This is a genomic window from Streptomyces flavalbus (assembly GCF_042674625.1).
GTDB lineage: Bacteria > Actinomycetota > Actinomycetes > Streptomycetales > Streptomycetaceae > Streptomyces > Streptomyces flavalbus.
On record NZ_JBHTEB010000001.1, the window covers coordinates 718,604 to 743,254 of the forward strand.

The 24,651-nt window shown below is 72.7% G+C and carries 20 protein-coding genes and 1 pseudogene; 8 read left to right on the plus strand and 13 right to left on the minus strand.

Features of this window, described 5'->3' with window-relative positions; genetic code table 11:
* Positions 1-13: 13 nt before the first annotated feature.
* The 6 genes from ACFQZ6_RS03150 to ACFQZ6_RS03175 form a co-directional block, all read right to left on the minus strand.
* Positions 14-1,117, minus strand: a complete 1,104-nt coding sequence (locus ACFQZ6_RS03150; protein WP_381604806.1) for an SIS domain-containing protein — start codon at positions 1,115-1,117, stop codon at positions 14-16.
* Positions 1,118-1,171: 54 nt separating this feature from the next.
* Positions 1,172-1,918: an SDR family NAD(P)-dependent oxidoreductase gene (locus tag ACFQZ6_RS03155; RefSeq protein WP_381604807.1), complete on the minus strand. Its 747-nt coding sequence runs from the start codon at positions 1,916-1,918 to the stop codon at positions 1,172-1,174.
* A gap of 240 nt (positions 1,919-2,158) precedes the next feature.
* A complete protein-coding gene (locus ACFQZ6_RS03160; RefSeq protein ID WP_381604808.1) occupies positions 2,159-3,211 on the minus strand; it encodes a methyltransferase in 1,053 nt (350 codons plus the stop codon).
* Positions 3,212-3,377: 166 nt separating this feature from the next.
* Entirely contained in the window at positions 3,378-4,565 is a 1,188-nt protein-coding gene (locus ACFQZ6_RS03165) for a cytochrome P450 family protein (RefSeq protein ID WP_381618030.1), read from the minus strand.
* 442 nt (positions 4,566-5,007) lie between these two features.
* The gene (locus ACFQZ6_RS03170) at positions 5,008-5,664 is read right to left on the minus strand and encodes an ATP-dependent Clp protease proteolytic subunit (RefSeq protein WP_381604809.1); all 657 of its coding nucleotides are present in this window, start codon (positions 5,662-5,664) and stop codon (positions 5,008-5,010) included.
* Positions 5,665-5,714: 50 nt separating this feature from the next.
* Entirely contained in the window at positions 5,715-6,323 is a 609-nt protein-coding gene (locus ACFQZ6_RS03175) for an ATP-dependent Clp protease proteolytic subunit (RefSeq protein WP_381618033.1), read from the minus strand.
* Between the two features lie 521 nt (positions 6,324-6,844).
* Between ACFQZ6_RS03175 and ACFQZ6_RS03180 the strand changes: the two are divergent.
* A pseudogene (locus tag ACFQZ6_RS03180) lies at positions 6,845-7,572 on the plus strand (dienelactone hydrolase family protein).
* A gap of 310 nt (positions 7,573-7,882) precedes the next feature.
* A complete protein-coding gene (locus ACFQZ6_RS03185; protein ID WP_381604810.1) occupies positions 7,883-9,268 on the plus strand; it encodes an MFS transporter in 1,386 nt (461 codons plus the stop codon).
* Positions 9,269-9,314: 46 nt separating this feature from the next.
* Here ACFQZ6_RS03185 and ACFQZ6_RS03190 read toward each other — a convergent pair whose 3' ends face one another.
* The 4 genes from ACFQZ6_RS03190 to lnt all read right to left on the minus strand — a co-directional run bounded on the left by ACFQZ6_RS03190 (position 9,315) and on the right by lnt (position 14,378).
* Positions 9,315-11,288, minus strand: coding sequence for a helix-turn-helix domain-containing protein (locus tag ACFQZ6_RS03190; protein WP_381604811.1), 1,974 nt, complete (start codon positions 11,286-11,288; stop codon positions 9,315-9,317).
* A 76-nt stretch (positions 11,289-11,364) separates the two neighbouring features.
* Entirely contained in the window at positions 11,365-12,165 is an 801-nt protein-coding gene (locus tag ACFQZ6_RS03195) for a 3-hydroxybutyrate dehydrogenase (protein WP_381604812.1), read from the minus strand.
* A gap of 54 nt (positions 12,166-12,219) precedes the next feature.
* A complete protein-coding gene (locus ACFQZ6_RS03200) occupies positions 12,220-12,699 on the minus strand; it encodes an NUDIX hydrolase (RefSeq protein WP_381604813.1) in 480 nt (159 codons plus the stop codon).
* A 68-nt stretch (positions 12,700-12,767) separates the two neighbouring features.
* Entirely contained in the window at positions 12,768-14,378 is a 1,611-nt protein-coding gene (gene lnt, locus ACFQZ6_RS03205; RefSeq protein WP_381604814.1) for an apolipoprotein N-acyltransferase, read from the minus strand.
* Positions 14,379-14,614: 236 nt separating this feature from the next.
* Between lnt and ACFQZ6_RS03210 the strand changes: the two genes are divergently transcribed.
* Positions 14,615-15,673: an O-antigen ligase family protein gene (locus ACFQZ6_RS03210; protein WP_381604815.1), complete on the plus strand. Its 1,059-nt coding sequence runs from the start codon at positions 14,615-14,617 to the stop codon at positions 15,671-15,673.
* Here the strand turns inward: ACFQZ6_RS03210 and ACFQZ6_RS03215 are convergent, their stop codons facing one another.
* Together ACFQZ6_RS03215 and ACFQZ6_RS03220 are read right to left on the minus strand one after the other, a co-directional pair.
* On the minus strand, positions 15,674-16,231 hold the full coding sequence (locus ACFQZ6_RS03215) for a hypothetical protein (protein ID WP_381604816.1): 558 nt from the start codon (positions 16,229-16,231) through the stop codon (positions 15,674-15,676).
* A gap of 73 nt (positions 16,232-16,304) precedes the next feature.
* Entirely contained in the window at positions 16,305-17,090 is a 786-nt protein-coding gene (locus ACFQZ6_RS03220) for a glutamate racemase (RefSeq protein ID WP_381604817.1), read from the minus strand.
* A gap of 57 nt (positions 17,091-17,147) precedes the next feature.
* On the opposite strand from ACFQZ6_RS03220, the gene ACFQZ6_RS03225 reads away from it, so the two are divergent.
* Complete coding sequence (locus tag ACFQZ6_RS03225) at positions 17,148-18,323, plus strand: glycosyltransferase (RefSeq protein WP_381604818.1); 1,176 nt, start codon at positions 17,148-17,150, stop codon at positions 18,321-18,323.
* Position 18,324: 1 nt separating this feature from the next.
* Here the strand turns inward: ACFQZ6_RS03225 and ACFQZ6_RS03230 are convergent, their stop codons facing one another.
* Positions 18,325-19,662, minus strand: a complete 1,338-nt coding sequence (locus tag ACFQZ6_RS03230) for a TerD family protein (protein ID WP_381604819.1) — start codon at positions 19,660-19,662, stop codon at positions 18,325-18,327.
* A 303-nt stretch (positions 19,663-19,965) separates the two neighbouring features.
* Between ACFQZ6_RS03230 and ACFQZ6_RS03235 the strand changes: the two genes are divergently transcribed.
* The 4 genes from ACFQZ6_RS03235 to ACFQZ6_RS03250 all read left to right on the plus strand — a co-directional run bounded on the left by ACFQZ6_RS03235 (position 19,966) and on the right by ACFQZ6_RS03250 (position 24,639).
* A complete protein-coding gene (locus tag ACFQZ6_RS03235) occupies positions 19,966-20,412 on the plus strand; it encodes a DUF6643 family protein (protein ID WP_381604820.1) in 447 nt (148 codons plus the stop codon).
* 43 nt (positions 20,413-20,455) lie between these two features.
* On the plus strand, positions 20,456-21,280 hold the full coding sequence (locus tag ACFQZ6_RS03240; RefSeq protein WP_381604821.1) for an MOSC domain-containing protein: 825 nt from the start codon (positions 20,456-20,458) through the stop codon (positions 21,278-21,280).
* A gap of 186 nt (positions 21,281-21,466) precedes the next feature.
* Positions 21,467-22,069: an Rv1733c family protein gene (locus ACFQZ6_RS03245; RefSeq protein WP_381604822.1), complete on the plus strand. Its 603-nt coding sequence runs from the start codon at positions 21,467-21,469 to the stop codon at positions 22,067-22,069.
* A 131-nt stretch (positions 22,070-22,200) separates the two neighbouring features.
* A complete protein-coding gene (locus tag ACFQZ6_RS03250) occupies positions 22,201-24,639 on the plus strand; it encodes a right-handed parallel beta-helix repeat-containing protein (RefSeq protein ID WP_381618036.1) in 2,439 nt (812 codons plus the stop codon).
* The last annotated feature ends 12 nt before the right edge of the window (positions 24,640-24,651 follow it).

Sequence of the window (24,651 nt, forward strand, 5' to 3'; positions counted from 1 at the left end):
ATTCCCGGACTGTTCAGCTACCTTCTTTCTCAGCGGCGATGGTGCTGCCGTGGTACCAGGGGTTTCCGGCGGCCTCGGATATGAGGTTGCGCGACTTCGTCTCCCGCGCCCTGCCCAGGTCGAGGGTGAGGTACTGGACGAACTCCAGGGCCGTGAAGTACTGCCGGAGGAACGTCGGCTGGTCGAGTTCGATCTCGGTGACGGTGACCTTCGCGTTCTGCGGGATCGGGGCGGTCAGCAACGCCACCAGGTTCCTCCGCTTGGCCCGGGTGTAGTCGTCCTCTTCCGGGTCGGCGAAGACGAGGACGCTGTGCCTTCGCTCGGGGTCGGTGAGCGTGGCGACCTCGCTGTGGCAGAACTCGTGGAAGAAATTGCGCGTCGCCGGGACCATGGCGATCTCGTTGAAGTGCATCTTGGCCAGCTTCAGCAGGCTCTCGTGCCACTTGGGCGAACCGAGCATGATGACGTTGGCGTTCTCGCTGCGGGCGGCGGCGTCCGCGGCGAGGGCGCGTAACTCGGGGGTGAAGTCGGACCGCAGGTGCTCGGCCAGGGCGCGGACCTCGGGCCCGTAGTCCTTGTCCAGCAGACCGAGCTGCAGGAACATGTCCATCAGGATCGAGAAGTACTGGCCGACGTGGAACAGCGGGTACTCGCGGTCCGGCTTGCTCAGCGTCCAGCGCGCGATGGACACGCCGTGCTCCTCACCCAGTTCGCCGAGCCGACCGCCCGAGGTGAGCAGCAGCACCCGGTCGTGCAGGGGGCGCAGCGCGTGGAAGGCGTGGACCGGCTCGTTGGAGTAGCCGCTGTACGAACTCAGGATGATGAGCGTGCGTTCGTCCTCGATCACCGCGCGCGGCACGAGGTACTCGAAGTCGTAGTCGTTGAAGACATACACTTCGAGCTCGCTGCGGATCGCGTCGAAGAACACCTTGATGACGTCCGACACGATGGCCGAGCAGCCCATTCCGCTGAAGACGACACGTGTGAAGTGGCCGTTCTTCAGCCGTTTCAGAAGGTCGGAGGAGATGCCGGAGATGTCATACTCGTCGAACTTGGTGAACCCCGCGTGGTACTCCTGCTCCAGGAACTCCTGGTAGCGCTCAAGGCGTGATCGCATGACTGTTCCTCTTCCTAGGGAATCACAGGAATTCAAGGGAGTGCTGGCGATTCCTCACCACATGAACTGGCCGCCGTCCACGATCAGCTTCTGACCCGTGACGTAGGTGGCGCCGTCACCGATCAGGAATTCCAGTGCGTCGGCCATCTCGTCGGTGGCGCCTATTCGGCGCTGCGGTATCTCACTCAGCAGCGCGTCCCTGTACTCCGGCTCGGCCACGCGGTACCGCGTCCGCATTTCCTCCGTGTCGATCATTCCCGGAATGAGGCAGTTCACGCGGATGCTCGGGGCGAGTTCCATGGCCAGGCACTTGGTGAGATGGAGCAGCCCGGCTTTGCTCGAACAGTAGTTGGCGCCGTTCAGCCGGGGCCGGATCGCCGTGGTCGCACCGATGTTGACGATGGAACCGCCACCGGCCTCCAGCATGGCCGGGGCGAAGGCCCGCGTCATGTAGAACGGGCCGGACAGATTGGTGTCCAGGACCCGGCGCCAGTCGGAGTCGGAGATCTCCAGCACCGGACGGTCGATGTTGAGACCGGCGTTGTTCACCAGGACCCGCGGGACGCCGTGCTCGGTCCGTACGAGTTCCGCGAGTCCGGCGACCTCGTCCGGGTCTGACACGTTCGACCGTACGACGGACAGCCCCTTCTCCACCTCCCGCAGGGCGAGGTTCGCCGACTCCTCGTCACTGCGGTAGGTGGCGACCACCCGGAATCCCATCCGGGTCAGACGGCGGCTGAAGGCGAGACCGATTCCCTTGGTGCCACCGGTGACGATGGCAAGCCGGTCAGACGAGTTCACTGCTCAGGCTCCCTTTCGTGGAAGCGGCGCGGGGACGCGAACAGGGCACGCCGCCCCGCCCCCCGACGCCGAGGAGGCGGGAGGGCGGGCGGGGCGGCGCGCGAGGCCGCACGGAATGCGTGGAGGGTGCGTCACCCGACGAAGTGATGCGACCGCGCCCTGACGGGCGGGCCGTCCCGTGTCAGACGGTCGCGGTGGCCCGCCCGGCGGATCGGCGGGGCGGCACGGAGCGGACCGGACTTACCTGTCGAGGGGCTTGCGGGCCCGCAGGATGACGTCAAAGCGGCCCGGGTACTGGCGGTCCATCGGCTCGAAGCCCGCTTCGGTGAACCACTGCTCGAACTCCCGCGCCGTGTAGATACGGCCCTCGGGTGACGCGACCGTCTGGACGTACCCCGCCATGAACGCGGCGTGGGCGGGCCCGGTCTCGTCGTCGTCCTGGGCACACGCGACGATCACCATGTGACCGCCCGGCTCCAGGGCGCGGTACGTCTTCGCGAAGAGGTCGCGTACCTGGTCGGGCGACCAGATCTCCAGGAAGCGGGAGTAGACGACGCAGTCGTGGGACGAGGGGAACTCGTCCTTCCAGATGTCGGTCCCGACCGCGGTGACGCGATCGGTGAGGCCCGCCTCGGCGACGCGGGCGGCGGCCATCTCCGCCACGTTGGGAAGTTCGAGGATGGTCGCCCGGAGGTGCGGCCAGCGCTGCACGAACCCGATGGAGTTGGTCCCGGTGCCGCCGCCGACGTCGAGCACCTTCGTGTACGAGGAGAAGTCCACGGCGTTGACGAGGTCCTCGACGACCGAGCGGCTCTGGTGCTCCATCATCGCCGTGAAGACCTGCTCCAGGTTCTTGTCCTCCCCGAGCAGCTCGTAGAGCGTGGTCGCCGGGGAGTTGGCGAGCAGTTCGCGGTGCAGGCCCTCGTTGGTGTCGTTCACCAGGGACTCGTGGAGCCAGCCGATCGGCTGGTACAGCATCTCGTGGGTGTAGCGGACGATCACCGGCATGAACGCGTCCTGATCGCCCGCCAGCAGGTCGGTGGCCGCGGTGTTGTGGTAGCCGTCGCCGTCCTTGCGTACGAGGCCGAAGGCACTGCACCCGAGGAGCAGCACGTGTCCGGCACGTTCCCGCAGCCCGAGTTCGGCGGTGATCTCGTCAAGACCGCTGCCCGGCCGGTCCTTGAGCAGGGTGAAGAGCCCCAGGCGCATGGCGGCGTGCATGAACGGGAACCGGAAGCTGGTGTACACCAGCTTCCACAGCTCGTCTAAGGCCGTCTCCGAAGATTCCTTCACAGTGTGTCCTCCACGTTTCTCGCAGCTCGCGAGCAAGCGCTTTTGGCTATGAGGCAGTCACGTTCCGCGACGTCCGGTTCTCTTCGGTTGGTGCTCTCCGCGGAATGGACATACGTCGTGCCGCAACCGCTCACCCGCCCGTCAGCCCGCCCCGCGGCGGGCCGTCTCACCACCGCACCGGCAGTTCCCGCACCCCCCGGATCAGCATCCCCGGGAGCCACTCTCCCGGCTCCCCGTCCGCCGTCAGGTCGGGGCAGCGCTCCAGGAGCGTGCGCAGCGCCACCTCGCCCTCCAGGCGGGCGAGGGGGGCGCCCAGACAGAAGTGCATCCCGTGACCGAAGGAGAGGTGGGCCCGGGCGTCGCTGCGGCGTACGTCGAAGCGGTCCGGGTCGGGGAAGCGCGCCGGGTCGCGGTCCGCGCCCGCCATGGTGATCAGCACGATGGCACCGCGCGGCACCCGTACACCGGCGATCTCGGTCTCCTCCAGGGCGATGCGCGGTGTGGTGGTCTCCACCGGCCCGTCCCAGCGCAGCGTCTCCTCCACCACGCCCTCCGCCAGCCCCGCCGGATCGGCCCGTACGGCCGCGAGTTGCTCGGGGTGCGCGAAGAGGGCGCGTACGGCGTTGCCGATCGTGTTGACGGTCGTCTCGTGCCCGGCGACGAGCAGCAGGAAGGCCAAGGAGACCAGCTCGTCCTCGGTGAGCCGGTCGCCGCCCTCGTCGACCGTGTGCACGAGGGCGCTGAGCAGGTCGTCGCCCGGGTTCTCGCGCTTGGCGGCGATGAGCCCCGTGAGATACGGCATGACGTGCTCGTACGCGTCCTTCTCCGCCTCGGGGCTGGTGGGCGCGAGGGTCTCGTTGGACCAGGCGTGGAAGGCGGCGCGGTCCAGGTTGGGGACGCCGAGCAGCTCGGAGATGACGATCATGGGGAGCGGGGAGGCGAACGCGTCGATGAGGTCGGCGCGGCGCGCTCCGTCCGCCGTCATGCGGTCCAGCAGTTCGTCGGTGATCTCCTGGACGCGGCCCCGCATCGCCTCGACCCGCCGGGCCGTGAACTCCCGCGCGACCAGCTTCCGCAGCCGGGTGTGGTGGGGCGGGTCGCTCATCAGCATGTTGGCGTTGCCGAGCATGTTCAGCGCGTACGGCGGGCTCCAGCCGCTCTGCCGCCACTCGCGGTGCCAGTCCCGGCTGAGCTGGGGGGCGACGAAGGCCTCGCGCGCGGCCTCGTACCCGACCACGAGCCACACCCGGCCTCGGTCGGGCGTGATGACCTCGTGCACCGGACCGCGCTCACGCAGCCGCGCGTAGGCGACGTACGGGTCGGCGGTGAAGTCGGGGCTGAGGGAGGCGAGCACCTCGACCCCTCCGGGGCCGTCGGTTAAGCCGGGTGTCGCGGAATCGGTGGCGGCATTTTCGGTCTCGGTCACGACGGAAATTCCCTTCCCTCAGGCCCGGGTTACCGGCCCCGCCGACCACTCCGAGCACGGCCGCTCACTTAGATGGTCTCTTCAGCCACAGATGGAACACCAAACCCGGTGGTGGCACAAGGTGTTCAAGGTTCCACCATCCGCGACAGTGGCGTGAATCATGCGCCACGCAACCGCTAAACGCCTGGCCAAAGCAGTCCAATGGTCAAGGACAGACCGGGCACAGACCCGCCCAGCGACTCAAAGTCGCCTGAGAGAAACCCAGCGGGGAAACGGGCACGCCAATGAGCCCGGCGAGATACTTCCGCACTTGCGCCGGGCTCACGGTATTCGGAAGGGACGTGCGAGAAGGCGGGCGGAACGGGAAGGGTCAGCGGACCCCTGCGACCGAACGCGGGGACACCACCTGGTCGACGATCCCGTACTCCAGGGCCTGCTCCGCCGTGAGCACGCGGTCTCGCTCGATGTCCTGGTGGACCTTGGCGATATCACGGCCGGTGTGGCGGGCGAGGAACCCCTCGACGAGGTCTCGCTGCCGCTGCACCTCGCGGCCGTGGATCACCAGGTCGGAGACCTGGCCCTGGCTGCCGGGGCTGTGCGGCTGGCTGAGGACGACCCGGGCCCCCGGTAGCGCCAGGCGCTTGCCGGGCGTGCCCGCGGCGAGGATCAGGGCGGCCACCGAACTGGCCTGCCCCAGGCAGACCGTCTGGATGTCGGGCTGCACGAACTGCATCGTGTCGTACACCGCGGTGAGCGACGTGAGGTCACCACCGGGCGAGTTGATGTACATGGAGATGTCCCGCTGCGGATCCAGCGACTCAAGGCAGAGTAACTGGGCCATGACGTCGTTCGCGACGACGTCGTCGAGCTCGTGGCCGAGGAAGATCACGCGCTCCTCGAAGAGCTTCGCGTAGGGGTCGTACTCCCTGGTGCCCTGGGCGGTGCGCTCGACGAAGCGCGGCGTGACGTAGCGGCTTTCGGGGCGCAGTCGGCCGGATCCGGCCGGACCTGCCGCGGGGGTGGACATGGGCGTGCTCACTGGACTTGGCCCTTCTGGGGGGTGGCCGAACGTGCCGGTCAGGAAGACGACTGGGCGCTCGAACCCAGGGCGGGGTGGTTGTCGCCCGACGACAGGACCTCGTCGATCAGGCCGTACTCCTTGGCCTCCTGGGCGGTGAACCAGCGGTCACGGTCGGAGTCACGCGTGATCGTCTCGGCGTCCTGGCCGGAGTGGTAGGCGATGAGCTCGGCCATCTCCTGCTTGGTGCGGATCAGTTGGTCCATGTAGACCTTGATGTCGGAGGCCGAGCCCCCGAGGCCCGCCGAGGGCTGGTGCATCAGGATCTTGGTGTGCGGCAGCGCGAAGCGCTTGCCCTTCGTCCCGGCGGTGAGCAAGAACTGCCCCATGGAGGCACAGAATCCCATCGCGATGGTCACGACATCGTTCTTGATGTACTGCATCGTGTCGTAGACAGCCATACCCGCGGTGACCGAGCCACCCGGCGAGTGGATGTACAGGTAGATGTCACGGGTCGGGTCCGAGGCGAGCATCAGCATCTGCGCCGTAATGCGGTTGGCGATTTCGTCGTCGACTTCCTTGCCCAGAAAGACGATCCGGTCGTCGAGAAGGCGGTTGTAGACCGCGTCCGAGCCAATGATGTCACCATTGGCCCGGGCATAGGGCATCGTCTGCTGTGCAGCGAAAGGCAACTGCTGATTACTCATCCGTTCCACTCCTTTGTTCGCGCGCGGGCAAGGCGGCGGGTGCGAGCGCCCCCACCCAACCGTGAAGCTAACACGCTATTCAGCCCGCACCGTTGGGAAGAGACAGGCGGTTCGCTGACAGCAGAGGACGCGCATGACGCTCAACTGGCTTGAAAATAGGGGGGATACACGTTCCCCTCCCGGGCACGGAAGTCCCGCCCCGCGAACCCGCCCCCTCATTCATGGGCACATAGGGGAATAATCGACGCCTGGATCAAGCCAGGGCGAAATACCCACCGCGCAAGAGGAATGCCGGACTCGACGCTTCGCCACCCCCCTACCTCACTCTGCGTCAACACCGACACCCGCGCGAGGTCCGCCGTCCGGTCGACCCACACCCACCACTCAACGGAGAAAGACCGCACGTCGAACGCACACCGATCCCTCCACCCCCGGCGGCGTCAGCCACCCCCAACGACTCCCACCGATTACAGTCTGTGCCCATGACGACGACGGTTACGACGCGCACGGTCACGTATCCGGCCGACGGCCTGACGATGGTCAGCCACCTCGCGCTCCCGGCTGGCAGCGGCCGTCGGCCCGCGGTCCTGATCGGCCCCGAGGGGCCGGGGCTGAACGACTTCCAGCGGCACCGTGCCGACGCCCTGGCCGAACTCGGCTATGTGGCACTGGCCTTCGACATCAACGGCGGACGCTGGTTCACCGACCCCGAGGAGATGCTGGCGCGCGCCACCCCTCTGCTCAGCGCCCCGGAACGGATGCGGGACATCGGCCACGCGGCCCTCGACGTCCTGCGCGCCGAACCACGCACCGACCCCGACCGGATCGCCGCCATCGGCTACGGCACCGGGGGCGCGATCGCCCTCGAACTCGGCCGCGACGGCGTCGACCTGCGGGCCATCGGCACCGTCAACGCCCTCACCACCGGTCGGCCGGGCGAGGCGGCGCGCATCCGGTGCCCGGTGTGGGCCGGGGTCGGATCGGAGGACCCGATCATGCCTCCGGCCCAGCGGGAGGCGTTCGCCACCGAGATACAGGACGCGGGTGTCGACTGGCGCCTCGTCCTCTACGGCGGCGCCCTGCACGCCTTCCACCACCCTCCCGTCGACCAGCCGGTGGTCCCCGGCGTCGCCCACCACCCACGGCACGCGGAGCGGCCTGGCGCGACGTGGTGGACCTGCTGGCCGAGTGCCTGCCCTTGACGGGGTGACGCGACAGGGGGTGGCGGCTGGCGAACCCAGTGAGGGCATCAGGTGAGCGGCGGCCGGACGGTTGTCCGAGGAGGACGTCGGTTCCTTGGACATGGCCGTCTGTGGAGTCATGAACACCTGCTCCAGGCGCGGTGCCGGGGCGGGTGGGCGGGCCCCCGCCCCTGAAGCCCCTGCCGCCAGCCAGCATGGTGGTTGCGCGCATAGCCAAGCGCTGAACTATGGTGCCCCACCACATGTGCCCTTGACCTGCTGCTTCCTACCGTGTCCCGACACGTACCCGTCCCCACCGCACACGAGGAAGTGGCGAACATGGCCTCCGCAGCATCCGCTCCCCCATCCCCGGGCAACCTCAAGCGCATCGTCGCCGCCAGCCTCATCGGCACCACCATCGAGTGGTACGACTTCTTCCTCTACGGCTCCGCGGCGGCGCTCGTCTTCAACAAGCTGTTCTTCCCGGACTCCGACCCGCTCGTCGGCACGCTGCTGTCCTTCCTGACGTACGCGGTCGGCTTCGCTGCCCGGCCGATCGGGGCGCTGGTCTTCGGGCACTTCGGGGACCGGCTCGGCCGCAAGAAGCTGCTGGTGCTGAGCCTGCTGATGATGGGCGGGGCGACCTTCGCGATCGGGCTGATGCCGACGCACGCGACGATCGGCAGCGCGGCCCCGGTGCTGCTGACGGTGCTGCGTCTCATCCAGGGGTTCGCGCTCGGCGGTGAGTGGGGCGGCGCCGTGCTGCTGGTCTCCGAGCACGGGGACGCGCGGCGGCGCGGCTTCTGGGCGTCCTGGCCGCAGACCGGGGCGCCCGCGGGCCAGTTGCTCGCCACCGGCGTGCTGTCGCTGCTGACGGCGGTGCTCTCGGACGCGGCGTTCGAGTCCTGGGGCTGGCGGGTGCCGTTCCTGCTCTCCGGCGTGCTGGTGATCGTCGGGCTGTGGATCCGGCTGTCGGTGGACGAGTCGCCGGTGTTCCGGCAGGCGCTGGAGCGGGCCGAGGCGCGCAAGGCGGAGCGCGCGGCGGAGACCGAGAAGCTGCCGCTGGTGGCGGTGCTGCGGCACCACTGGCGCGATGTGCTGGTGGCGATGGGCGCCCGGATGGCGGAGAACATCAGCTACTACGTCATCACCGCGTTCATCCTCGTCTACGCCACCAACGAGACCGGCCTGTCCAAGCAGACCGCGCTGAACGCCGTCCTCATCGCGTCCGCCGTGCACTTCGCGGTGATCCCGCTGTGGGGCGCGCTGTCGGACCGCGTCGGACGGCGGCCGGTGTACCTGATCGGCGCGGTCGGCATCGGCGCCTGGATGTTCCCGTTCTTCGCGCTCATCGACACCGCCAGCTTCGGCAGCCTGGTCTTCGCGGTGACCGTGGGCCTGGTGATGCACGGGGCGATGTACGCGCCGCAGGCGGCGTTCTTCTCCGAGATGTTCGCGACCCGGATGCGCTACTCCGGCGCCTCCATCGGCGCGCAGTTCTCCTCGGTCGCCGCCGGTGCCCCCGCCCCGCTGATCGCCACCGCGCTGCTGGACGACTACGGCAGCTCCACCCCGATCGCCCTGTACGTCATCGCGGCGGCCCTGCTGACCGTGGTCGCCGTCGGGGCGGCGAAGGAGACCCGGCACCGCGACCTGTCCGACGTGGGACCGGCCGACGAGACCGGCACCGCCGACGTCCGCAAGGCGGACGCGCACTCCGTCTGATCCTCGGCAGGGCTCCCGGCCCCCGTACGCGGCCCGCGTGCGGGGGTCAGTGGCGTTCGGGGGCGGACAGGCGGTGCAGGCGCAGGGCGAGCTGGATCTCCAGGGCGCGGGCGGGGCTCTGCCAGTCGTCGCCGAGGAGCCGTCCGACGCGCTCCAGGCGCTGGGCGACGGTGTTGACGTGCACGTGCAGCTCGTCCTTGGTGCGGGCGGGGCTCATGCCGCAGGCGAAGTAGGCGTCCAGGGTGCGCAGCAGCTCGGTGCCGCGGCGGTCGTCGTACGACGTCACCTGGCCGATGGTGCGGTCCACGAACCCGGCGATGTCCCGGTCGGTGGCCAGCAGCAGCCCGAGGAAGCCGAAGTCCTCGGCGGCGGCGCCGTCCCCGGCGCGGCCCAGCAGCCGCAGGGCGTCCAGGCAGCGGCGGCCCTCGGCGTAGGCGGCGGCCACCGCCTCCGGGTGCTCGGCGAGGTCCGCGACCGGGGCGGAGGCGCCGACGGTGACCGCCTCGTGCACCGCGGTGCCGAGCTGCCGTGCGGTGCGGCGGGCCACGGCGGTGGCGGTGTCGCCGGGGGTGAGCGGCAGCAGCAGGACGGTGCCGCCGTCGCGGGCGGCGGCCAGGCCCTGCCGGGTGGCGGCGAGGTGGGAGGCAGCGGACCACAGGCGACGGCGGGCGTCGGCCTCCTGCTCGGCGTCGGCGGCGGTGCCGTCGAGACGGGCGGCGAGCACGACGTGGGTGGCGTCCAGGTCGGCGCGCAGCCGGGTGGCGCGTTCGCGCAGCAGGCGCGGGTCGCGGTCGCGGGCGTCGAGCAGGTCGTCGAGGAGTTCGCCGCGGACCCGCTGCTCGGCCTCGGCGGCGGAGCGCCGGGCGAGCAGCAGCAGGGAGGTGACCATCGCGGCCCGCTCCAGGGTGCGCTGGTCGACGGGGTCGAGGTTCGGGTGGCCGCGCAGCACCAGGGCGCCGAGGAGTTCACCGCCCGCGGCGACGGCGGCGATCCAGCCGTCGCCGTGCCGGACGGCGTGGCCCTCGGCGCGGGACGCCTCCAGCGCCTCGGGGGGCGCGGCGGCGGCCTCGGTGAACTCCACCGTGCCGTCGAGGACCTCGGCGACCGCGGCGGCCACGTCGTGCACGCCGCCGCCGCGCAGCACCAGCTCGGCGAGCCGGTCGTGCACCTCGGAGGCGCGTTCGATGACGCCGCTGCGGTCCTGGATGATCTCGTTGGCGCGCTCCAGACCGGCGAGCGCGGCGCGGGTCTCGGTGAGCAGGTTGGCGGTGTCGATGGCGGCGGCGGCCAGTGCGGCGAACGAGCCGAGCAGGGCGATCTGCTCCCGTTCGAAGACCCGGGCGCGGCGGTCGGCGGCGTAGAGCACGCCGATGACGTGGTGGCCCAGCATCAGCGGGACGCCGAGGATGGCGACCAGGCCCTCGTCGCGGACGCCGGAGTCGATGGCGGTGGTGTGCTGGAAGCGCTCGTCCTGGAAGTAGTCCTCGGTGACGTACGGCCGGGCGGTCTGGGCGACGAGGCCGCCGAGCCCCTCCCCCATGCCGAGCCGCAGTTGCTGGAAGCGGGCGGCGACGGAGCCCTCGGTGACCCGCATGTAGGTGTCGCCGCGCTCGGGGTCGTTGAGGCTGAGGTAGGCGACGTCGGTGCCGAGCAGGGAGCGGGCGCGCTGCACGATCGCCTGGAGGACGGCGTCGAGGTCGCGCAGCCCGGCCAGGTCGTGGGCGGTCTCGAAGAGCGCCGACAGCTCGGCCTCGCGGCGGCGGCGCCCCTCCAGCTCGGCGCGCACCCGCAGCGCGAGCAGCTTGGCGTGCTCCAGGGCGGCGATCCGCTCGGCCGGGTGGCCCCCGGCGCGGGCGAGCAGCACGGGCTGCTCATAGGCGTCGGCGGCGGCCCCCCGGGCCAGCAGCTCCAGGTACGGCGCCTCGACGCCCACGACCAGCGGCTCGGCCACCCGCTCCGCCGAGCGGTGCGGCGTCTCGGTTGCCGGGCGGGGCGCGGACTGCGCGTGATCACGGGACATGGTCACAGGATTCCTCATCACCCGGGCGTCCCGTCAGCCCTGTGGATAACTTCCGCGGCCCCCGGTTCCGGGCAGGTCAGTGCGCGGTCCAGCCGCCGTCGAGGACGAGGGACGTCCCCGTCATGAAGGACGCCCGCGGCCCGCACAGGTAGGCCACGGCCTCCGCGACCTCCTCCGGTTCGATGAGCCGCTTGAGGGCGCTGTCCTGGAGCAGCACCTCGGTGAGCACCCGCTCCTCGGGGATGCCGTGCGCCTTCGCCTGGTCGGCGAGCTGCCGCTCGACCAGCGGGGTGCGCACATAGCCGGGGTTGACGCAGTTGGAGGTCACGCCGTGGGCGGCGCCCTCCAGGGCGGCGGTCTTCGACAGCCCCTCCATGCCGTGCTTGGCGGCCACGTACGCCGATTTGTACGCCGAGGCGCGCAGCCCGTGCACGGAGGACACGTTGACGATGCGGCCCCAGCCCTGCCCGTACATGTGCGGCAGGGCGCCGCGGATCAGCCGGAACGGCGCCTCCAGCATCACGGTGAGCACGGTGTGGAAGACGTCGGGCGGGAACTCCTCGATGGGCCGCACCAGTTGCAGTCCGGCGTTGTTGACCAGGACGTCGGTGCCCGCGGCGGCGTGTTCGGCGGCGTCCAGGTCGGTGAGGTCGAGCAGCCGCGGTTCGACGGTGCCCGGCAGGCCCGCGGCGGCCTCGGCGAGCGCCGCGAGACCGGCGTCGTCGCGGTCGACGGCTCTGACCTTGGCCCCGGCGGCGGCCAGCCGCAGCGCGCAGGCGCGGCCGATGCCACCGGCGGCACCGGTGACGAGGGCGGTGCGACCGCCGAGGTCGAGTGTGGGGTCGGGGGCGCCAGGGAGGGCACGGGACAGGCTCATGGTCCGACCCTAGGCAGCGCTTACCCCCCGACCCATGTGGTCACCACCCATACTTCACTGAAGGCTTGTGGGCTCGAACCATGTGGGGCCCTCGGACATGGCCTGTTTGATCCGCAGTCGGCCGAACTCGTTGAGGTCGGGCAGGGCGTCCACCGCGAACCAGCCGACCTCCAGCGACTCGTCGTCGTTGACACGTGCCGCCCCGCCGACGGCACGGCAGCGGAAGGTGATGTCCATGTACTGGCACAGGTCGCCGTTGTCGTAGGTGACGGGGCTGAGGGCCTGCACCACCACGACCCGCTCGGCGACGCAGCGCACCGCGGTCTCCTCCTCGACCTCCCGCACGGCGCACGCCGCGGGCTGCTCGCCCGGCTCCGGGATGCCGCCGATCACCGCCCACTTCCGGGTGTCCGAGCGCCGGTTCAGCAGCACCCTGCCCTCGTCGTCGAAGACGACGGCGGTGACTCCGGGGAGCCACAGGAGCTGGTGACCGGCGGACGCGCGCAAGGTGGTGATGAAGTCAGGAGTTGCCATGGCACCGACCCTAACGGGCCGCCACCGGGGCCCCGGACCAGCGCCGGGGGCGTACGGCGGTCGTACCGCTACACGTCACCCGCGCGCCGCCCGCGCACACCGGCGGCGACCGCCCAGCCGACACCGCCCGCGGCGACCAGCACCAGGGCGATCTCCGGCAGGATGCCCAGTTCGGTGGCGGGGGTCCTGGAGGAGCGCAGCGGCACCTCCTGCACCAGCGAGTCGGCGACGAACATGCCGGTGCGCTGGGTGATCCGCCCGTCCGGCATGATGACGGCGCTGACGCCGCTGGTCACCGGGACGGTGACGGTCCGGCTGTGCTCGACGGCGCGGATCCGGGACATGGCGAGCTGCTGGTAGGTCATCTCGCTGCGGTCGAAGGTGGCGTTGTTGCTGGGTACGGAGATCATCTGGGCGCCGTCGGTGACGGTGTCGCGCACCGCCCAGTCGAAGGCGGCCTCGTAACAGGTGGCGAGGCCCACGCGGGCGCCGTCCAGGGTGAACACGCCGGGCTCGGTGCCCCGGCTGAAGTCCTGGCGGACCATGCTGGTCCAGTTCTCGTTGACGGCGTCGAGCAGCGAGCGCAGCGGCAGGTACTCGCCGAACGGCTGGATCTGCCGCTTGTCGTAGGTGTCGACGGGGCCCTTGTCGGGGTCCCACAGGATCTGCTCGTTGAGCAGTTCGCCGTCCCGGGAGACGACGCCGCCCACCGAGATGGGGGCGCCGATGGCCCGCGCGGCACCGTCGATGACGGCCCGCGCGTCGGCGTTGGCGAACGGGTCGATGTCGGAGGAGTTCTCCGGCCAGAGCACGAAGTCGGGCCGTGCGACCTTGCCCGCGCGGACCTCGGCGGCCAGCCGCTCGGTCTCCCGCGCGTGGTAGTCGAGGACGGCGCGGCGCTGGTCGTTGAAGCCCAGTCCCGCGCGGGGCACGTTGCCCTGGATCAGCGCGACCGTGACGGTGCCGTCCTCGGCCGCGTCGCTGACCAGCGGACGCGCGGCGAGCGCCGCCGCCACCGGCAGCGCCAGGCTCAGCAGCGCGAGGGCCGCGACGGGGCGTCGTACGGCCGTCCCCGCGCGCCGTGCGAGGAGCAGCCGTACGGTCTCGTACAGGCCGAAGCCGCACAGCACCACCGCGAAGCCGAGCACCGGGGTGCCGCCGACCGCGGCGAGCGGCAGGAAGACGCCGTCGGCCTGGCCGAAGGCGACCTTGCCCCAGGGGAAGCCGTTGAAGGGGACACGCGCGCGTGCCGCCTCGCCCGCGGTCCACAGCGCCGCCGCCCACAGCGGCCAGCCGGGCAGCCTCGACACCGCCGCGACGCCCGCGCCGACCAGCGCGACGAAGAGCGCCTCGATGACGACCAGGGCGAGCCACGGGCCGGGGCCGACCTCGACGCCGGTCCACACCAGCAGCGGCAGCAGGAAGCCGAGGCCGAAGAGGTAGCCGAGGCCCGCGCCCGCCTTCCAGCTCCGGCCGCGCAGCACCCAGCCGAGGACGGCGAAGGCGGGCAGGGCCAGCCACCACAGGGTGCGCGGCGGGAAGCTGACGTAGAGCAGCGCTCCGGAGAGCGCCGCGGCGGCGGCCGGGACGAGACGCAGCAGCCGGGCGGCCCGCGGCCGGGGCGCGGTCTCGGGCTGTGCCTGGTCCGACGGGCCCACGGAGGTTGCGGTGACGGTCACCCGGGGAGTGTACGGCGGGTGACCGCGCCGCCGACAAGTACGGTCCGCGCGGCCCTCCCGGAGGGTGCCTGATCGTTTCCGCGGGACCTCGCGCCAGTCATCCCCAAATCGCCCACCAGCCGTTACGGTGAGCCGGAGCCTTCGTCGCACGGCCGGGCGTCACGCCCGCGGCGGCGGGCGATCACGGGTCGCGGGGGCGGCCGGGGTGCGGGGGGCGCGGGGTGGGGTCCACGGGGATGACATCGGTGGCCGGTCCGGACGCCGAGGGGGAAAGACGCAGCGCCTCCGACGCGGCGGGGGCCGTCGTCCTGACGGGGTGCGCGGTGTGGGCGGTGGTGTCGGCCGCGGTGCACGGCGGGCGCCCCGAGGGGGTGCTCCTCGCGGTGCTCGCGGTGGCCGCGGGCCACGCGGCGGGGCGGATCGCCGGGGCGGTGCTGCCGGTGGCGGCGCCCGGCGTCGGGGCCGTGGCCGGGCTGGCGCTGGCGGTGGCCGTGCCGTGGCTCGCCCCGGGGGCGGCGCGTCCCGACGCGCCGCTCGGCCACTCCGGCGCGGTCGCCGCGCTGCTCGCGCTGGCCACCGGCGCCGCCTGCTGCGCGGCCTGGGCCGCCGCCGCGCCGGGCGTGCGGCTGGCCCTGCGGCTGCTGGCGGCGGGGATGGCGGTGACGGCGCTGCTGCTCGGTTCCGCCATCGGGGTGACCGCCTGCACGGCGGTGCTGCTCTGCTCCCTCGCCGCGGGCCGGATGCGGGGGCGCGGGGTGGGCCTGGCCGGGCTGGCGCTGGCGGCGGCGCTGACGACCGGCACGATCTGGGCGGTGGCCGGACGGGCGCTGCCCGACGGGCTCACGGTGGCGCTGGAGGGCCAGCTCACCGCGCACCGCGTGGAGCTGTGGCACGACGCGCTGGCCATGGCGCGCGGGGACGCCGGGCTCGGCGTCGGGCCCGGCCGGTTCGGGGAGCTGAGTCCCACGGTGGCGCGGTTGCCGCTCTCCGACGGCAAGCCGCACTCGGCGCCGCTCCAGCAGGCGGCCGAGCAGGGCGTCGTCGGCGTGCTGTTGCTGGCGGGGGTGTACTGCTGGATGCTGTTCGCGCTGTGGCGCACCGCCCGCCCCACGCCGGTCGCCCTCACGGCGGGCGCGGCGCTGACCGCGCTCGCGGTGGTCGCCTCGGTGGGCAACGCGCTGAGCTTCACCACGGTCACCGCGGGCGCGGGCCTGCTCGCCGGGCTGGCCACCGCCCGCCCGCTGGCGCAGGGCCCTCCGGGCAGCCCGCACGGCGTCCCGGCCCGGCAGGTGTGATCAGCGCGCGGCCGGTCCCGGGCGCCCCGAGGCCGCTGGCCGCAGGCGTTCGCGGATGACGCGTACGGCGGCCTCCGCGTCGTCCACGGTGACCGTGAACGTGTGCCCGTCCCACAGCCGCAGCAGCAGCCCCTCGCCACGGCGTACGACGACGGCGGTGCCCTTCTCGGGCCGCCACCGGTAGCCCCAGCCGCCCCAGTGGCGCGGGGTGACGTGGGCGATGAACTCGGCGTCGACGACCCGGGAGAGCGGGATGCGGCGGCGCGGTACGCCGATGTGGCCGCAGCGCACCTCCAGGGACTCCCGGTCCACCCTGAGGGCGACGTGCACGAAGGCGAGGGTGCCGAACAGGACCAGCAGCCCGGCCGCGATGCAGCCGACGACGGCCATCGCGAGCGGGAGGATGCCGGACGTCCAGGCGGAGTCGACGGCGAGTTCGATGCCGAGCGCCATGCAGGCCGCGCCCAGCGTGGCCAGCAGCCACTGGATCCGGTTGGTGGCGCGTCCGGTCCACACCTCGGGGTACGGCGTGTGGCTGCCGTGGGGGTGGTCCCTCATGGATTCGAGACTACTCACGTTTCGGTGCGCGCGTACCCCGTCGCACACAGTGATCAGGCCGGTCGCACCCCGGTCACCGGACGGGGCTGGCCGCCTGGAGGAGACGGCCCTCGGCGTAGGCGAGCGCGGCGGCGGGCAGCGCGCCCGCGCGCCCGCTGAGCAGCACCGTCACGGAGCCGAGCGGCGCCGACGGCGGCGCGGCGGGCTCGCCGAGCCTGCGCAGCGCCTGCGCGGCGACCGCCCCCGCGGAGCCGTGCAGCGCGAGCGGCGGGTGGCCGGGGCGCTGGACGGCGGTCCGGATGCGCTCGGCGACCAGCTCGTAGTGGGTGCAGCCCAGGACGACGGTCGTCACCTCGCGCGGGGTCAGCTCCGCGGCGGCGGCCACGGCGGCGTCGATCGCCGTCTGGTCGGCGCGCTCCACGGCCTCGGCGAGGCCCCAGCAGGGCACCTCGGTGACGGGCACGCCGTCCGCGAAGTCCTCGATGAGGCCGCGCTGGTAGGGGCTGCCGGTGGTGGCGGGCGTGGCCCAGATGGCGACGGGGCCGCCACCGGCGGCGGCCGGTTTGATCGCCGGGACCGTGCCGATGACCGGCAGACCGGGCTCCAGGCGGGCGCGCAGGGCGGGCAGGGCGTGCACGGTCGCGGTGTTGCAGCCGACGATGAGGGCGTCCGGGCCGTGCGCGGCGGCGGCCTCGGCGACGGCCAGGGCGCGGGCGGTGAGGTCCTCGGGGGTGCGCGGGCCCCAGGGCATCCCGTCGGGATCGAGGGAGAGCACGAGATCCGCGTCGGGGCGGAGGCGCCGTACCGCGGCGGTGGCCGCCAGCAGTCCGATTCCGGAGTCCATGAGCGCGATCTTCACCCGGCCACGATAGACGATGTGCCCCGCCCGGCCGGTCGGGTGGGGGACACTGCGCGGATGAGCGCCTTGATGTGGATCGCCGCCGGATCACTCGCCGCCTGGCTGTGGCTGCTGCTCGGTCAGGGCTTCTTCTGGCGTACGGACGTCAGGCTCCCGCCCGCGCGCGATCCGGGCGCGTGGCCCGCCGTCTGTGTGGTGGTGCCCGCGCGGGACGAGGCGGAGGTGCTGGCGTCGAGCCTGCCGTCGCTGCTCGCGCAGGACTATCCGGGGCGGGCGGAGGTCCTCCTCGTCGACGACGGCAGCACGGACGGCACCGGGGACCTCGCGCGTGAGCTGGCGCGGCGGCACGGCGGGCTGCCGCTGACCGTGGCCTCGCCGGGTGAGCCGCCCGCGGGCTGGACCGGCAAGCTGTGGGCGGTCCGGCACGGCATCGACCTGGCACGCGCGCGTGAGCCGGAGTACCTCCTCCTCACGGACGCCGACATCGCGCACGCGCCGGACAGTCTGCGCGCGCTGGTGGCGGCGGCCCGCGCGGGCGGCTTCGACCTGGTGTCGCAGATGGCGCGGCTGCGGGTGGCGAGCGGCTGGGAGCGGCTCGTCGTCCCGGCGTTCGTCTACTTCTTCGCGCAGCTCTATCCGTTCCGGTGGATCGGGCGGAGGGGCGGCCGGACGGCGGCAGCGGCGGGTGGCTGTGTGCTGCTGCGGACCGAGGCGGCCGAGCGGGCACGGGTACCGGAGGCGATCCGGCACGCCGTCATCGACGACGTGGCGCTCGCGCGGGCCGTCAAACGCGGCGGCGGGCACATCTGGCTCGGGCTGGCCGACCGGGTGGACAGCGTGCGCCCGTACCCCCGGCTGGGTGACCTGTGGCGGATGGTGGCGCGCAGCGCCTACGCCCAGTTGCGGCACAACCCGCTGCTGCTGGCGGGCACGGTCGCGGGTCTGGCGCTGGTGTACCTGGTGCCGCCGGTGGCGCTGGCGGCGGGGCTGCTCGCGGGCGACGGCGTGACGGCGGCCCTCGGCGCGGCGGCGTGGCTGGTGATGACGGGCACGTACCTGCCGATGCTCCGCTACTACCGGCAGCCGCCGTGGCTGGCGCCGCTGCTGCCGTTCACGGCGTCGCTGTACCTGCTGATGACCGTCGACTCCGCGGTGCGGCACTACCAGGGGCGCGGCGCGGCCTGGAAGGGCCGCACCTACGCGCGCCCGGAGACGGTCGCCGACGAGGGCTGAGTCACTTCCTGCCGGGGGTCCAGTTCATGCCCCAGCCGTAGGCGTAGTCGACGGTCCGCTGCGGGCTCACCCCCCGCTCGGGGATCAGGTAGCGGGCCTCGCGCTGGACGACCAGGTCGCCGCCGTTGTTGGTGATGAGGGCCAGCGCGCACACCGGGGACGGCACGGTGCACTCGTCGAGGGAGAAGTCGATGGGCGCGCCGTGCTGGGGGGTGAGGGTGACGGTGGCGTGCAGGTCCGCGAAGGAGCGGGCGCCCTCGTAGATGGTGACGAAGATGAGGATGCGCCGGAAGTACTGCTTGTAGTCGAGGTTGATGGTGAGGTTCTCACCGGTCGACACGGCGCCGGTGCGGTCGTCGCCGTCGAGGTGGATGAACGGGGGCTGGTTCAGCGCGCCGAAGGCGTTGCCGAGGGCCTGTACGACGCCCTTGCTGCCGTCGCTGAGTTCGAACAGGGCGCACAGGTCGAGGTCAAGGTCGGAGTGGTTGGCGACGGCCCGGCCCAGCTTGCGGCCCCACCCGGAGAACTGCTTGCGCACCTCCCAGTTGAGGTTGACCCGCATCGAGCCCGTGGTGCCGCCCTGCTTGGTCAGCGACACCGACGGGGCGGCCTTGGTGAGCGTCACCTTGGTCAGCCGCACCGGGGCGGGCGGCGCCTGCGGCGGGGGCGTGGGCGAGCCGACCGGCGGGGTGATGGTGGGGGTGGCCGGGGGCACCGGCGGCGGGGGCATGGTGGGCGGGGTCATGGCGGGCGACGGCGCGACGGGCGGCACCGGGGCGGCGGCCGGGGTCGCTGTGACGTGCGGGGGCTGCTGGGGCTGCTGGGGCTCGTCCACCGTGATGCCGAAGTCGGTCGCGAGGCCCTCCAGGCCGCTGCTGTAGCCCTGGCCGACGGCACGGAACTTCCAGGCGCCCTGGCGGCGGTAGAACTCGCCGAGCACGAACGCGGTCTCGACCGTGGCGCCGGTGCTGTCGAACCGCGCGACCGAGGCGCCCTGGCCGTCCCGGACGTCGATGTAGAGGTCCGGCACCTGACCGAAGCTGCCCCCGTCCGCGGAGGCGGCCAGCACCACCCGGTCGACGGCCGGGTCCACGCGCGCGAGGTCGACGAGGAGGGTGTCGGTGACCTGCCCGCCGGAGTTCCGCTTGCCCTCGTGGCGGAGCGCGCCGGAGGAGTGCGCGGGCTGGTTGTAGAAGATGAAGTCGGCGTCGGAGCGGACCTTGCCGCCCGTCAGCAGCAGCGCGGAGGCGTCGGCGTCCGGGACGCCCGGCCCGGAGCGCCACCCCACCTCGACCCGCAGCGCCGCCGTCGGCACCGGCGCGTTCGATCCCTTAGGCATTGACATGTCCGCCCCCATCACGTGTCGTCACGCCAGGCAGCACCCGGCCGTCCCGTCCTTCGGGTCCTTCACGCGCCCAACCTATTGCCCAGGGCGCCGAAGTCCCATCGCACGGGTACCGAACCCGGGAGGTCAACCGCCGGTAACCCGCTAGGAGCTGAGCTTTTACACGACTCAGGAGCCGCCTGATGCCCCTTTTTGCCAAGTTCGCTCGCATTGGGGACAGCAGGTCACCGCGGACACGGAAAACAACCCTCTTATCGGTCTCCCCAACCAGCACATCGTGGGCTTAACTTATGTGCCATGACCTCCCCCCGCTCCACTTATGGTGGCGGCTACTACTCCGCCTCCTTCCCGGACACCCCGATCTACGACTCGCTCGTCGCCGAGCGGGGCACCCCGCAGATCGCCCCGATCCGGGTCCCCGCGCCGTACGACACCCCGGGCAACCACCATCTGCCCGCGCTGCCGTCGGCGCTGCCCGCCCTCCCGGCGGCCCCGTCCCCGCAGCCCGCGGCGTACGGCTACCCGCAGGCCCCGCAGCCCGCTCCGCTCCAGCAGGCGCCCGCGGCGTACATCCCCCAGCAGGCCACCGCCCCGCGCGGCTACCCCGGCCCGCAGCCGCAGCAGCCCCGGCCCGCCGCCCCGTACGGCACGGGTTACGAGGCGATGCGCCCCGCGGCCCCGCGGCCCGCCCCGGCGCCGTACCAGGACCCGTACAACCAGCAGCAGTACCGCGGCGGCTACTGACAACTCCGCGCGCGCGGTAGGCGTCGCCTGGCACGATGGCGCCATGGGGAAGCCGCAACTGCATTCGATCCACGTGCATCCGGTCAAGGCGTTCCGGGCGCTGCCGCGTCAGGAGGCCGTGGTGGAGCCCTGGGGGCTGGCCGGAGACCGCCGCTGGGTGCTGGTTGACGACGGGGGGAAGATCGTCACCCAGCGCCAGCAGCCGCGCTTGGCGCTCGCCGCCGCCGGGCTCCTGCCCGACGGCGGCCTTCGTCTGTCCGCGCCCGGCGCCCAGCCGCTGACCGTGCCCGTGCCCGCACCGGGCGACACGGTGCTGGTGGACGTCTTCGGCACCAAGGTGGAGGGGGTGCCGGGCGATCCCGCCGCGCACGCCTGGTGCAGCGCCTACCTGGGCGTCGACGTCCGTCTGATCCACATGGACGACCCGGCCACCCGCAGACCCGTCGACCCCGAGTACGCGCTGCCCGGCGAGACCGTCTCCTTCGCCGACGGCTACCCGCTGCTGCTCGCCTCGGCCGCGTCGCTGGACGCCCTCAACTCCCTGATCGCGCGGGGCAGGTACGCCGCCGAGGGACCGCTGCCCATGAACCGCTTCCGGCCCAACGTGGTCGTCACCGGCACCGAGCCGTGGGCCGAGGACGACTGGTCGCGCATCGCCATCGGGGAGGTCGTCTTCCGCATCCCCCGGGCGTGCGGGCGGTGCGTCGTCACCACCACCGACCAGGGCACCGCGGAACGCGGCCGGGAGCCGCTGCACACCCTGGGACAGCACCGCCGCCTGAAGGACGGACTGGTCTTCGGCCAGAACCTCGTCCCGCAGTCCGGGGGCACCCTCCGCGTCGGAGACCCGGTGCGCGTCCTCGACTGACACCCGCCGGAGCCGCTGCGGCTTCGGCGGCCCCACCCGCGCTGACCGGCGGATCCCGGCCAGACGTACACCCGGACGCCGCCCATGGGAACCCCTGTGCGCCGCCCGCTCGTTGAGGTCTCGTGAGAAATCCGTGAGGGGACCGGGACGAGCGGGACCAGGCTGAAGGGACGGGGGTGCCGGGCGGTGCGAGCGATCGGCGGGCTCTGGCGGTGGCGGCACAACCCGCTGCGCCGCACGACCGACCTGGTCGAGTCCTGGCTGGCGCTGGCCTCCTTACTGCTGATCCTCGTCGCCGCGCCGCTGATCGGCGTCCTGCTCGGCGCCGCCGCCGAGGGCGCGCTCCAGCGGTCCGTGCGCGAACAGCGCGCCCAGCGGCACGAGGTGACGGCCACCGTGGTCCGCCTGCTCGCCGACAGCGCCCTGGCCGCCGACCCGGAGACCACCGCCAGGGACCTGCGCAGCCGCGTCCTCGCCGACTGGACCGCCGCGGACGGCACCCCGCGGCGCGGCCCCGTCATCGCCCGCGTCGACGACCCCGCGCCAGGCGACCGGTTCCGCCTGTGGACCGACGACCAGGGACGCCCGGCGGCCCGCCCCCTGGACCCCGAGACGGCCACCACGCACGCCGTCCTCGCCGGGTTCGGCACCGCGCTGCTGACGGCCTGTCTGGTCGAGGCCGTCAGACGGCTGGTGCTGTGGCGGATGGTCCGCCGCAGATACGCCCGCCTGGACCGGGCCTGGGAACAGGCGGGTCCGGACTGGGGCAGGACCGGCACCGGCAGTTAGAGGCAGCGGCCCAAGGGCCCATGGCGGCCTGACGCCTCTGGTCACCTGCCGTCCGCGCGCACGCTACGGTGGACCGGCCGGACTTCATCGGCATCGACCCGCGTACGACGAGGTGGGGGCACAGCAACGCCATGGCACAGGGCACGGTCCAGGTGACGCACACCGGCACATCGCGGTGGCGGCGCCGCACGGGTGAGTACGCGTCACTGGCAGCCGCCCTCGACGCCGCGGCCGACGGTGACGTCCTCACCATCGCCCCCGGCACCTACCGGGAGAACCTCGTCGTCCAGCGGGCGGTGACCCTGCGCGGCCCGGAGGGCTCCCCCGGCTCGGTACGGATCGCGCCCGTCGACGGGGTGCCGCTGACCGTGCGCGCCTCGGCGGTCGTGCAGGACCTGCACGTCGAGGGCCAGGACGCGGCGGCGCCCGCCCTGCTGGTGGAGGAGGGCACCCCGGAGCTGATGGACATCCGGGTCGTCACCCGCTCCGCCGCCGGGATAGAGGTCCGCGACGGCGCCCGGCCCACCGTGCGCCGCTGCACCGTCGACAACCCCGCGGGCATCGGCATCGCCGTGGTCGACGGCGGGGGCGGCGTCTTCGAGGAGTGCGAGGTCGTCGCGGCCGGGCAGTCCGGCGTCGCGGCGCGCGGCGGCGCCCACCCGCGCCTGGAGCGCTGCCGGGTGCACCACACCTCCGGCGCGGGCCTCACCGCGACCGGCGAGAACACCGCGCTGGAAGCCGTCGGCTGCGAGGTGTACGAGGTGCGCGGCAGCGGGGTGCAGATCACCGGCCGGGCCACCGCCCACCTCACCGACTGCGACGTGCACCGCACCACCGCCGACGGCGTCACCCTCGACACCGACGCCGTGCTCACCCTCGCCGACTGCCGCATCCACGACATCCCGGAGAACGCGGTCGACCTGCGCTCCCGCGCGGTGCTGACGCTGACCCGCTCCAGCGTGTGCCGGTTCGGCCGCAACGGCCTGTCGGTGTGGGACCCGGGCACCCGCGTGGACGCCAACCAGTGCGAGATCTTCGACAGCACCGGCGACTACCCGGCCGTGTGGGTCAGCGACGGCGCCACCGCCGTCCTCGACTCCTGCCGGGTGCACGACGTGCCGGACGCGCTGTTCGTCCTGGACCGCGGCTCCCGCGCCGACGTCGTCGACAGCGATCTGACCCAGGTGCGCAACACCGCCGTGTCGGTGAGCGACGGGGCGACCGCGCAGCTCGACGACTGCCGCATCCGGGACGCCGCGACCGGCGCCTGGTTCCGCGACCACGGCAGCGGCGGCACCCTCAACAACTGCGCCCTGGACGGCACCCAGACCGGCGTCATCGTCACCAAGGGCGCCGACCCCGTCATCGAGCGGTGCACCGTCGACGCCCCCGCCGAGGCGGGCTTCTACGTCTCGGCGGGCGGCCGGGGCACCTTCGAGCACTGCAAGGTCACCGGCAGCGGCGGCTACGGCTTCCACGTCCTCGACGGCTGCCGCACCACGCTGCGCCGCTGCCGCACGGAGCGCTGCGCGCGCGGGGGGTACGAGTTCGCGGACGCCGGTCCGGACGCCGCCCCCGGCACCGGCCCGGTCGTCGAGGACTGCACCAGCGACGAGAGCGGCGGCGTACGGCCCTCGCCCACGCTCCAGACGGCCCAGCAGACGACCGAGCGGGCCCCCGGGCTGTTGGGCGCGATCCCCGGGCAGCGGACCGCCGAACCGGCGCCGCCCGCCGCGCCCGAGGAGCCCGCGCAGCCGGTGCGCACCTCCAAGGCGGTCCTCGGCGAACTGGACGCGCTGGTCGGCCTGGACAGCGTCAAGCGGGAGGTGCGCGCCCTCACCGACATGATCGAGGTGGGCCGCCGCCGCCAGCAGGCCGGGCTCAAGGCGGCGTCCGTCAAGCGGCACCTGGTCTTCACCGGCTCCCCCGGCACCGGCAAGACCACGGTCGCCCGGCTGTACGGCGAGATCCTCGCCTCCCTCGGCGTGCTGGAGCGCGGCCACCTGGTCGAGGTGTCCCGGGTCGACCTGGTCGGCGAGCACATCGGCTCCACCGCGATCCGCACCCAGGAGGCGTTCGAACGGGCCCGCGGCGGGGTGCTGTTCATCGACGAGGCGTACGCGCTGTCCCCGGAGGACGCGGGCCGCGACTTCGGCAAGGAGGCCATCGACACCCTGGTGAAGCTGATGGAGGACCACCGCGACGCGGTCGTGGTGATCGTCGCGGGCTACACGGCGGAGATGGAGCGCTTCCTGTCCGTCAACCCCGGGGTCGCCTCCCGCTTCTCCCGCACCATCACCTTCAGCGACTACGGCCCCGAGGAACTGCTGCGGATCGTGGAGCAGCAGGCCGAGGAGCACGAGTACCGGCTGGCGCCGGGCGCGGACCAGGCCCTGCTGAAGTACTTCGGCGAGATCCCGAAGGGCCCGGCGTTCGGCAACGGCCGCACCGCCCGCCAGACCTTCGAGGCCATGGTGGAACGCCACGCCAGCCGGGTCGCCCAGGTCGACGAGCCCAGCACGGACGTCCTGACCCTGCTGTACCCGGAGGACCTGCCGGAACTGCCGTGACGCGCGGGGGCC

Bases quoted from the DNA above. Each gene is read 5' to 3' on its own strand.
- ACFQZ6_RS03150 (WP_381604806.1), bottom strand. From the start codon at position 1,117: ATGCGATCACGCCTTGAGCGCTACCAGGAGTTCCTGGAGCAGGAGTAC.
- ACFQZ6_RS03170 (WP_381604809.1), bottom strand. From the start codon at position 5,664: ATGTCCACCCCCGCGGCAGGTCCGGCCGGATCCGGCCGACTGCGCCCC.
- ACFQZ6_RS03175 (WP_381618033.1), bottom strand. From the start codon at position 6,323: ATGCCCTATGCCCGGGCCAATGGTGACATCATTGGCTCGGACGCGGTC.
- ACFQZ6_RS03185 (WP_381604810.1), top strand. From the start codon at position 7,883: ATGGCCTCCGCAGCATCCGCTCCCCCATCCCCGGGCAACCTCAAGCGC.
- ACFQZ6_RS03190 (WP_381604811.1), bottom strand. From the start codon at position 11,288: ATGTCCCGTGATCACGCGCAGTCCGCGCCCCGCCCGGCAACCGAGACG.
- ACFQZ6_RS03195 (WP_381604812.1), bottom strand. From the start codon at position 12,165: ATGAGCCTGTCCCGTGCCCTCCCTGGCGCCCCCGACCCCACACTCGAC.
- ACFQZ6_RS03200 (WP_381604813.1), bottom strand. From the start codon at position 12,699: ATGGCAACTCCTGACTTCATCACCACCTTGCGCGCGTCCGCCGGTCAC.
- ACFQZ6_RS03210 (WP_381604815.1), top strand. From the start codon at position 14,615: ATGACATCGGTGGCCGGTCCGGACGCCGAGGGGGAAAGACGCAGCGCC.
- ACFQZ6_RS03215 (WP_381604816.1), bottom strand. From the start codon at position 16,231: ATGAGGGACCACCCCCACGGCAGCCACACGCCGTACCCCGAGGTGTGG.
- ACFQZ6_RS03225 (WP_381604818.1), top strand. From the start codon at position 17,148: ATGAGCGCCTTGATGTGGATCGCCGCCGGATCACTCGCCGCCTGGCTG.
- ACFQZ6_RS03230 (WP_381604819.1), bottom strand. From the start codon at position 19,662: ATGCCTAAGGGATCGAACGCGCCGGTGCCGACGGCGGCGCTGCGGGTC.
- ACFQZ6_RS03235 (WP_381604820.1), top strand. From the start codon at position 19,966: ATGACCTCCCCCCGCTCCACTTATGGTGGCGGCTACTACTCCGCCTCC.
- ACFQZ6_RS03240 (WP_381604821.1), top strand. From the start codon at position 20,456: ATGGGGAAGCCGCAACTGCATTCGATCCACGTGCATCCGGTCAAGGCG.
- ACFQZ6_RS03250 (WP_381618036.1), top strand. From the start codon at position 22,201: ATGGCACAGGGCACGGTCCAGGTGACGCACACCGGCACATCGCGGTGG.